8 protein-coding genes are annotated in these 9607 nt (G+C 43.7%); 2 read left to right on the forward strand and 6 right to left on the reverse strand.

Annotation, left to right across the window (positions count from 1 at the left end):
• Together ABWY16_RS15360 and ABWY16_RS15365 are read left to right on the forward strand one after the other, a co-directional pair.
• On the forward strand, positions 1-345 hold a 345-nt coding region (locus ABWY16_RS15360), incomplete at its 5' end, for an efflux RND transporter periplasmic adaptor subunit (protein ID WP_353905531.1).
• A 12-nt stretch (positions 346-357) separates the two neighbouring features.
• Positions 358-3483: an efflux RND transporter permease subunit gene (locus tag ABWY16_RS15365; protein WP_353905532.1), complete on the forward strand. Its 3126-nt coding sequence runs from the start codon at positions 358-360 to the stop codon at positions 3481-3483.
• A gap of 57 nt (positions 3484-3540) precedes the next feature.
• On the opposite strand, the gene ABWY16_RS15370 is transcribed toward ABWY16_RS15365, so the two are convergent.
• The 6 genes from ABWY16_RS15370 to ABWY16_RS15395 all read right to left on the reverse strand — a co-directional run bounded on the left by ABWY16_RS15370 (position 3541) and on the right by ABWY16_RS15395 (position 9422).
• Positions 3541-4788, reverse strand: a complete 1248-nt coding sequence (locus ABWY16_RS15370) for a glycoside hydrolase family 28 protein (protein WP_353905533.1) — start codon at positions 4786-4788, stop codon at positions 3541-3543.
• A 109-nt stretch (positions 4789-4897) separates the two neighbouring features.
• Positions 4898-5710: an SDR family oxidoreductase gene (locus tag ABWY16_RS15375; RefSeq protein WP_353905534.1), complete on the reverse strand. Its 813-nt coding sequence runs from the start codon at positions 5708-5710 to the stop codon at positions 4898-4900.
• Between the two features lie 39 nt (positions 5711-5749).
• Positions 5750-6142, reverse strand: a complete 393-nt coding sequence (locus ABWY16_RS15380) for a GlcG/HbpS family heme-binding protein (protein ID WP_353905535.1) — start codon at positions 6140-6142, stop codon at positions 5750-5752.
• A gap of 363 nt (positions 6143-6505) precedes the next feature.
• Positions 6506-6934: a nuclear transport factor 2 family protein gene (locus tag ABWY16_RS15385; RefSeq protein ID WP_353905536.1), complete on the reverse strand. Its 429-nt coding sequence runs from the start codon at positions 6932-6934 to the stop codon at positions 6506-6508.
• Between the two features lie 5 nt (positions 6935-6939).
• Positions 6940-7482 (reverse strand): VOC family protein, encoded by a 543-nt coding sequence (locus tag ABWY16_RS15390; RefSeq protein ID WP_353905537.1) that lies wholly within the window; start codon positions 7480-7482, stop codon positions 6940-6942.
• 437 nt (positions 7483-7919) lie between these two features.
• Complete coding sequence (locus ABWY16_RS15395; protein WP_353905538.1) at positions 7920-9422, reverse strand: redoxin domain-containing protein; 1503 nt, start codon at positions 9420-9422, stop codon at positions 7920-7922.
• Positions 9423-9607: the final 185 nt, after the last annotated feature.

Below are 9607 nucleotides of genomic sequence, written 5' to 3' on the forward strand. Positions count from 1 at the left end.
TTTATCAGTCCGCAGGCCGATGAGACTCATAATTACAAAGTGGAAATATTGGCGGCTAACAATGAAAAGGCATTACTGCGTTCCGGTACTTTCGTCTATGCTGATTTTTCGCGCAAGACCAAACAGAAAATCCTGCTGATCCCGCGTGAAGCCTTAACTGAAAGTATCAAGGATGCAAGTGTATATGTTGTTGAAAATAATATAGTTCACCAGAAACCTATCAAAACAGGAATGGAACTGAATAACCTTATCCAGGTCATTGAAGGACTAAAAGCCGGCGAAGTGGTAGTGACCTCCGGTCAGATCAACCTTAAAGAGGGCGCACAGGTAAGTGTTTCAAAATAAAATAAGCGAATTATGTCAATTACAGAAATAGCCGTCAAGCGGCCTTTACTCATCATAGTAGTTTTCACGGTGCTGTTTATTTTCGGTGCACGTTCCTACTTTAGTTTAAACTATAACCTGCTTCCTAAACTGGAAGTACCTACTGTATCAGTAAGCACGGTTTATCCTGGCGCTGCCGCTGCGGAAGTAGAAACCTCGGTTACAAAGAAACTGGAAGATGCTTTTGCATCCGTAGAAGGCCTGGATAAAATTACCTCTACTTCACAGGAGGGAATATCCAGCGTAGTCATAGCCCTGAAAAGTGGTACCGATGTAGATCAGGCCGAACGTGATATCCAGCGGAAAGCGGATCAGGCACAAAATGAACTGCCGGATGATATCGATAAGCCAGTGGTGAATAAGATCAATCTGGAGGATGCGCCTATCCTCAAGGCAGGGGTCACTTCAAAACTGTCTCCGAGGGAATTGTATGATTTTGTAGATAGGCAATTACTTCCCATCCTCCAGAATGTTCCGGGAGTGGGGCAGGTGAATATTATTGGTGGTGACAAACGCGAGATCCAGGTAAACATCGATCAGGACAAACTTAAGGCTTATGGCCTGGGCATCGGACAGGTAACTGATGCGCTGGGTAAAGCGAATCAGTCTTTTCCGGCAGGGAGTATCGAAACCCGTAACCAGCAAATGTCTATCCGCTATGATGCAAATGTGACGTCAGTTAACCAGATTCGCGGCCTGATTGTTCAGCAGCGACCGGGAGCGGGAAGTGTTTATTTAAAAGATATTGCTGAGGTTGTAGATGCCACAGCAAAAACTACTGCGATTAACCATATCAATGGTATTCCTTCCATCGGAGTGCAGATTATCAAGCAGACAGATGCAAATGCTGTAGACGTAAGTGAGCAGGTGAAGCAAAAGTTCAGCGCTATTGAAGCACAGTACAAATCGACCAGTTTGAAGTTCAGCGTATCTTCTGATCAGAGTATTTATACGCTGAAGTCGGCCGATGGGGTAATGGAAGATCTTGGTCTTGCTGTAGTGATTGTAGGTGTAGTAATGCTGGCGTTTCTGCACAGTTTCAGAAGCTCACTGTTTATACTTGTTGCACTTCCGTCATCCATCATCCCAACGTTTATTGCCATGTACTTTTTAGGATTCTCACTGAATCTGATGACGCTGATGGCGATGTCATTGGTTGTGGGTATCCTTGTGGACGACTCGATTGTAGTTCTGGAAAATATTTACAGGCACCTGGAAATGGGATCTGATAAGGAAAAGGCTGCTTTAGAAGGCAGGAGCGAGATCGGTTTTACTGCACTTGCCATTACCCTGGTAGACGTTGTAGTATTTCTTCCCATTGCTTTCTCCGGTGGTATCATCGGTTCGCTTTTGCAGGAATTTTCGCTTGTTGTCGTTTTCTCTACACTGATGAGTTTATTTGTATCCTTCACTGTTACACCGATGCTGGCAAGCAGATTTGGAAAAATCGAAAAGCTCAATGAGAAAAGTTTATGGGGCAAACTTAATCTTGGCTTTGAACGCTTCCTGGATAACCTGAAAGAGGATTACGGGAAACTGCTGACCATCATGATCCATAATAAGCGGTATCTGTTATCGGGTGTGATTGTACTGATCATTGGCAGCATTGCTTTAATTCCGTTTGGGTTTGTAGGTGCCGCTTTTATCCCTTCGGCCGATCAGGGCGAACTGCTCATTAACCTTGAGCTGGCACCATCTGCCTCACTTTATCAAACCAATATGGTTACACAGGAGGCAGAAAAGATGATCATGAAGCAGCCAGAGGTAACACGTGTGTTTTCGAGCATTGGTTTTGTAAGCGGAAGTGTGGCAGGAACTACAAATAACAGCAATCTTGCTGAGATCACCATCAGTATGGTGGATAAAACCAAGAGAGATATTACTGCTGAGGAATTTGGAATCATATTGCAAAAGAAACTGAGCAGGGTTATTCCGGGTGTTAAAATTACAGCTTCACCAACCTCAATAACCGGTGGTGCCAATCAGGCACCTATACAGATTGCAATTAAAGGTTTAGATCTCAAAGCCATCAGAAAAGTTGCAGAAGAATACAAAAAAGTGGTGGCAACAGTTGCTGGTACACGATTCGTTGAACTCTCGGTGAAAAACCAGAAACAGCAGGTCGAAGTGAGTCTGAACAGGGAAAAAATGACCTTGCTGGGCATTGATGCCAGTCAGGTAGGAGCAGCACTTCAGAATGCCTTTAGCGGGAACGATAAGAGCAAGTTTAAACAGGCAGGTAATGAATATGATATCCTGATCGGTCTGGATAAATATGACCGGTCTGATATCAATAACGTAAGAAACCTGTCCTTTAATAATAGTGATGGACAAACCTTTGTCCTGAGCCAGTTTGCCGAGGTAACTGAAGGTCTCGGAGAGAGTGTTCTTGAACGTGGCGACCGTCTGGGTTCTATCACTGTCAAAGCAAACGTAGCAGGCAGGCCCTCAGGATCTGTTGGTAAAGACATCCAGGAGAAAGTTAAATCGATCAAATTGCCTGCTGGAGTTACAGTCGAGTACCTGGGAGACCTGAAAAATCAGGGAGACGCATTCGGCAGTCTTGGTTTTGCCTTGATGGTGGCTATTGTATTGGTTTACCTGATCATGGTAGCGCTTTATGAAAATGCGATTTATCCTTTTGTAGTTCTTTTCTCGATTCCTGTTGCGCTGATCGGGGCTTTGCTTGCACTTGCACTCACCATGCAGACGCTGAATATATTCTCCATCATCGGTGTGATTATGCTGCTGGGACTGGTTTCCAAAAATGCCATCCTGATTGTGGATTTTACCAACCAGCTGAAAGCTGAAGGGCATTCTGTGGAGGAAGCGCTGATTGAAGCAGGTAAAGAAAGGCTCAGGCCAATCTTAATGACCACGCTGGCCATGATCCTTGGGATGTTGCCAATTGCACTTGCAAGCGGTTCAGGCGCAGAAATCAAGAACGGTATGGCATGGGTTATCATTGGTGGTCTTACCAGTTCCATGATCCTGACGCTATTTGTAGTGCCATCCATGTATCTGATCATTGATCATTTGATATTGAGGTTCAAAAAGAAAAAGACAGATGCTCCGCTGCTTCTTGAGGCACATAATTAATATTTACTTGATCAGCCAGAATGAATTGCAGCAGCAATCCTATCTGGTTGATTTTGTTTATTTCATAATGAGTGGCGCCCCGTTAACACTCACGTTTTCCACTTTAACATCCTTGTACTTGTTTTGTAATGCAGGAGATTTTGTAGTAACGGTAACGTTTCTGAAAACTACATCAGCTACTGTATCATTTGGATTGCCTTCCATAACACCGAAACTCTCTGCCTGCACATTTATATTGGAGATCTTTATGTTTTTGATGGTACCAAAAGGCTTCTCGGTGCTGCCTTTCAAATCAAAGAACTGTTTCCAGGGATTGATGAGAATTACTGATCCGCAGCTTCCAGTTATATTATCTACAGTGATATTTTCGAAAAGCTGATAAGTATCAGGTCTCATTTTTAGCCGCAGTATAGGGCAGGTGTTGGCTACTTTACAGTTTCTGATGGTGATGTTGCGGGCATGTATACATTCGCTACCCAGCGTCAATGTAGAATGCGCTTCGCCGAAGGTGCAGTTCTCCACAAGAACATCTTCTACGATCCCGTTGCCCGGAAGATTTTGTGCATCAACGCCTTTTCCCCCTTTAATGCAGACTGCATCATCGTTTACGGAAATATAACAGTTACGGATAGTTACTTTGCTGCAAACATCTATATCTACACCATCGGTGCTTGGTGCTTTCACAGGTCTGAAGGGTGAGCGGATATCACAGTTGTCCATCAACACGTTTTTGCACTGGTAAAGGTGTGTTGTCCAGAATCCTGAATTGTGCAGCTTCACATCCTTGATCGTTACATCGTTGCAGCCCCAGATGAACAGCAGTCGCGGACGGTGAACTTCAAGATTCGTAGCTGGTTGCTTAAGCTTTGCCTTTTCTTCCCTGTTTGCCCAGAAAGCTTTCCAGAAACGCAGTCCGTTACCATTAATTGATCCCGGTCCGGTAATGCTAAAGTTATCTACTTTGTAGGCATTTACCAGCGCGGCATAATAGTCCAGGTTCTGGCCTTCCATACGCGAAGGGAGCAGGGGATAATCCTTTATATCGTCTGAACCTTTCAGCACAGCGCCTTCCATTAATTTCAGCTTTGTTCCGGGTTTAAAAAACAGTGCACCACTCAGAAAAGTTCCTTTAGGGATGACTACCGTACCCCCTTTAACAGCAGCTTTATCGATCACGCGCTGAATAGCTGCGGTGTTGAGTTTAGTGCTATCGGCTTTTATGCCGAATTTAGTAATTATATAATCCTGGGATCTGGCGGTACCCATGCTTAAGAGCAGGCAAAATAAGAGAAGGGTCTGTTTCATTTGGTTGTAGACTAATCTTGCCAAGATAGCAAAAAAACCGCATCTCCATGCAATAACCCAAATGCCGGGGAAATTGCATGATGATGCGGCTTGTACTATTGTAAAAGGATTATATAGTGACTTCCCAGGCATTTTTCTGGTTCTCCTTCAGCATATCCTCAATAGCTTTAGGCACCACGTTGCGGAACTTGCCTGTTTCCGAAGGAACAATGTTAATCATAGCGTCGATCATTTCTTTAGGATCAAGCCTGCCCTCAGGCACACTCAGCATTGCGTCAAAGGTTGCTTTCAGATCTGCCTTTTTGGTATAATTTACTGCATCATCCATCCAGCGTAATGGTTCTTCGGCCATAGTCTCGTTGTATCCTGTATGGTAGGGGCCAGGGTTAACAGTCTGGATCTGGATACCATAGGATTTCACTTCCTGATGCAGTGCCTCTGCGATAGCTTCGAGGGCATGTTTGGTAGATACGTAGATGCCAAATCCTGCCGGAGTGAACAGTCCGCCCATGGAAGAGGTAAACACTACTTTGCCTTTTTTACCTGCATCTATCCATTTGTTGATAAACTTCTGTACTAAATTCAAGGGCGCAAAAACATTGGTTTCGAAGTTTCTGCGTACCAGATCCATTGGGATTTCGAACACAGGACCAGCTTCTCCGATCCCTGCATTACTGAAGAAAACATCAATATCCCAGGTCAGGGCAAACTTCACATCATAAGGATCAAGGATGTCAAGCTTTTCAACCTGCAGGTTATCCTGTATGCCCAATTCGATCGCTTTTTGACGTAATGGAGTTACCTGTGGAAAGATCTGTACACCTGCGATTACTTTGTGGCCTAATTGTGCTAATCCAATTGCTACACCTTCTCCGAAACCAGATCCGGCTCCGGTGATTAAAATTGTTTTACTGTTTGACATGATTTTAGATTTTAGTTTATGAATCAGATTGTTTTTAATTTAGATGATACTGCCCGCCGTGGCGATCTCAAAATCCTGGTCTGGACTGCCCCCCGATACCCCGATATAGGCTACTATTTCAGCATTTTCTTTTACGGGCATACCACCCTTGAATCCTACAAGTCCGCCGCTGGTTTGCGTTAGTCCGTAGGTGTGTGCTTCCGGTGCAAGAAATTCGCCTACCAGCTCGGAGTTCATCCTGAACAGCATTGCCGTTTTTGCTTTTCCCATCGAAATATCAATAGATCCCAGATATGCATTATCCATTCTGAAGAATATTTTCTGGTGCCCTCCGGTATCCAGGATGGTAATATTGGCATTTACACCGATCTCATTTGCCTTGTCAATAGCTTGTGTGAGGGCTTTGAAAGTTTGGTTGTATGTAATTTCCATTGTTGTAGGTTTTCTTTGGTTTTGATATTTCAAAGGTGCTGAGAATCAAGCCCCGTATATGTACTAAATTCACAGGAAGTATTATGAATTTCAAAGGTTTACCAGACACTTTGCCGATAAAGCAGGGGAGTTCTCTGCGTATGTTTTTTAAAATAGGTGCTAAAGTTCTGAGGTACCATAAAACCCAGGCGGCAGGAAATTATACTTTGGGGTTGATCCTTTCTGACAGCAGAAAAGAAAATTCACCGAATATCTGCTACGACTCTCCCTAATCCTTCTGCGGACTCGGTGATCAGTGCTGTTTTATGAATTAACGTTTGCATATGATAGTGTCAAATTGTTAACTATCCCTCTTTGAGGTGGTTAAGGTGTTGCCTTCAGCCTTTTCATGATGTCTGCAAATTCTATTCCGTCAAGAAAGGCGGTTACCCTGACGATCTTTCCCTTGTCCATCTGCATGTACCAGGAGTAAGAACTTAAATATGGTTTTCCATCTTTGGCTGTAGCTACCCCATCCCAATGTGCGATGACCATGTCGCCATCGCCATAGATACCGCGCACTGTAGGTACTATCTTTTTTGAAAGGCGCTGGTTCAGGGGATCGATCACCTGGTCGATAAATTCTTTTTTGCCATTATAGGTCTTTGAAAGGGGCGTGCTGCCGGTAATGGTCCACACCATATCATCGTGCAGGAGGTCAAAGAAGCTTCCGGTTCCCGCTGTCCATTTTTCGAAACCCAGACGAATGGCTTCTTTGTTTGCTGTTGTGGTTTCAATTGTTTGCTGTGCCATAGTCGTTACTTTTTTTTTACTTCAGCCAATTCTATCATATTGCCCCATGGATCCTGGAAGAAAGCCAGCTTTCTGCTGATAACATCCAGATAAAATGGTTGTCCGACAAGCGTTACCCCCCGTTTTTTTAGTTCTGTCAGTGTTTTGTCCATGTCATCTACATGTAAGCAGATGTGGTGGTAACCGCTTTCTTCCAGGCTTTTACCCAGGTCGTTAAATTTTACAACAGGTTTGAGTTTGCCTTCTGCAAGAACTTCCAGCCAGAAATCATTGCTGTTTGCAGGGGCCAGGTAAGCGAGTTGCTCATCGGCGTAAGGCCATTCCTTGATCACTCTGAAGTCGAGTTTCTCGGTGTACCATTTTACTGCAGCCTTATAGTCGGGCACGCGGATCCCAACATGATTGCCACTCATTCCGGCCAGCGGACTTTGCGTATTAAGGGCTGGCATCACAAAGCCCGTCTCTGGATCAGCTTGTGCAGAGGCGCTGAAGGCAGCAATAGTGAGGCATACAAATGCGGTTAAGGTAAGTTTAATGTTCGTTTTCATAATACTGAGATTTTGTGTTTTACTGATGTGTTTGCTGATACAAATTTCACACACAGTGCCCTCCCTGGTATTAGTAAATCCGCAGTATTCATTATGAATCTCAAAGATCTTATCGAAATTTCATTGTAATGCCCCTGTAATAATAGTTTCTTCAGGCTATCATCTCATTTGATATACATGTATCCGTTGTAGATTTGTTTTGGTCATACCATGGCTCTCTGGCCAAAATGCCAAAGGTGATTACACGACCGATGATAGTTTACTGCTGCATACTTCACTTTCCAATAAGGAGATCAGTTACCGCTGGGATTTATAGAAAGCGCCTATTTCAGCAATTATTTTAAAAAACACACCGGTACGACACCTATGTTTTTCCGGCAGCAGGGAGGGTAAATAGAATACACAGCTTCTGACTGAATCAGAAGCTGTGTAAAATCTTATATTGATGCTTTTGCCATGTCTATCATCATGGATATTTCGTCAACTGCGGCTTCTTTACTTCCGTCAAAGCCTGTAAGTTTAAATCGGATATTGCCTTTTTGATCAATCACAAACTTGGCGGGGATGCCGTAAACTTTGTAACTGCTCACCACTTTGTTTGTTTTTGTTTCCGGATCCTTATTGTCCATCAGCACCTGAAAGGTATATTTAGTGCTTGCCAGGTAAGCCCTGGCATCCTCTGTTGGATTTTCTGCTCTTTCCCAGGTGTGTATAAAAAGGAATTTCACATTTGGATCCGCTTTATATTTGTCCACAGCCATCTGCATAGCGGGGAAAGAAGCCTTACATGGGCCGCACCAGGTGGCCCAAAAATCAAGAATCACTACCTTACCTTTGAAATCTGATAATGAAACTTTATTTCCCTGCAGATCAGTTAACGTAAATCCAGCTGCAGGTTCATTTACTATCTCCTTTACAAGTCGTTTTTGGATTCCTTCGACAATTCCTTTCCGGATATCTGCCTGGTAAGTATCCAGACCAGTGTTGCTTCCTTTAACTTTTACGTACAAAACCTTGAAGAGATCAGACATTTCCTGAGTAGCTTTACCCGATTTTACTGCGGCGTCCATTCTGTCGAATGCTTCCTGGTTACGGTTCAGGGCTACTAAAATCTGCGCATAGCGGTAGTTGAAATCTGCTCTTGGCTGAGGACTGGACTTAATAGCGAGTTCGATATATTTTAGGGCCTCATTGTACTTTTTTTGTTCATACAACAACTTCGCATAAGTCCCGGTTAAGCCTGCATAACCTGATGCGGCAAAATTAGCCGCTCCACTTTTCCCCTTTTTTCCATCAGTGAAGGATGCTGCGCTCTCCATTGCTTTTTTAGTGTAGATCAGCGCATTATTTAAGTCGCCGGCTTTATAAAAAGCTTCTCCCAATCCACCATATCCATTGCCCTTCCAGAAATCTGCTTCAAGGAGGTTACCATAATAAATAGCTTTGGCGGTATTTTTGGCAGCTGCATATCTGCTCGCCAGCTGACTGCGCACATAATCATAACTCACTCTGTCCTCTCCCAAAGGCAGGGCAGGGAAACTTTCAGGCGGAAATTTTTTGATCCAGTTGGCATAAGCTATTTCCATCTCCGGCAAAGATTTGATCTCAAAAATTGCCTGTTGTTCTTTGCTGCGGGCCTGTATGCCTTTCGGAAACTTAACCACCATTACCTCAAAAAGAGAATCAGAACTCTTGGTGTTTTTTATCCGGTAATAATATTGGGCAGCGATCGTCATTTCGATCTCTTTATTACTGGCCGACAGTGTTTTCAACCTGCTGTTCAATACCTGCTGATCGGCTGCTTCTTTGGAAGCTACCAGTTTATCAAGTTGTTTCCTGAGACTGTCGGGCTGGATATTTTGCGCTTGTGTCTGATAACACAGCATTGTGTTCACCAACAGAACGCCTGCACTTATTCCAAAATTTTTAATGTTACTCATTGCTTTGATTGTTAATTAAAAATCGATTTTAATTTATTGCCTAATGCCTCTTCGCGGATGTTTTTGGCAATTACTTTCCCATCCCTGTCCAGCAGGAAGTTTGAAGGAACTACATGCACGCCAAATTCTAATGCAGCAGCGTTATTCCATCCTTTTAGGTCAGACACATGTGTCCACACCAGTCC

The organism is Pedobacter sp., from assembly GCF_040513095.1.
Taxonomy (GTDB): Bacteria; Bacteroidota; Bacteroidia; order Sphingobacteriales; family Sphingobacteriaceae; genus Pedobacter.